General features: G+C 72.0%; 1 protein-coding gene. It reads left to right on the top strand.

The window, feature by feature from the left end:
• A partial coding sequence (locus tag SB764_RS43850) for a molecular chaperone (RefSeq protein ID WP_410867288.1) occupies nt 1–243 on the top strand: 243 nt, incomplete at both ends.

Here is a 243-nt window from a genome sequence, read left to right as displayed (position 1 = left end):
CGATCGAGCTGGCGCCGTCGGCGGCCGCCGCGAGCATGACGCTCAGCAATCCCGGCGGACAGCCGATCTACGGCCAGGTCCGCACCTATCGCTGGACGCAGCAAAACGGCGACGACGTGATGATGCCGACCGACATGCTCGCCGCGTCGCCGCCGCTGCTGCAGATCGGCGCGAACGCCGAGCAGCTGATCCGGCTCGTGCGCAGGGGCCGCGGCGCGCCGCCCGCCGAGGAAAGCTATCGCG

The sequence above is a fragment of the Paraburkholderia sp. SIMBA_027 genome (genome assembly GCF_046535315.1).
Classification (GTDB): domain Bacteria; phylum Pseudomonadota; class Gammaproteobacteria; order Burkholderiales; family Burkholderiaceae; genus Paraburkholderia; species Paraburkholderia tropica.
The sequence above is the reverse complement of the archived record's forward strand: the minus strand, read 5'-3'. Positions and strand labels throughout refer to the sequence as shown.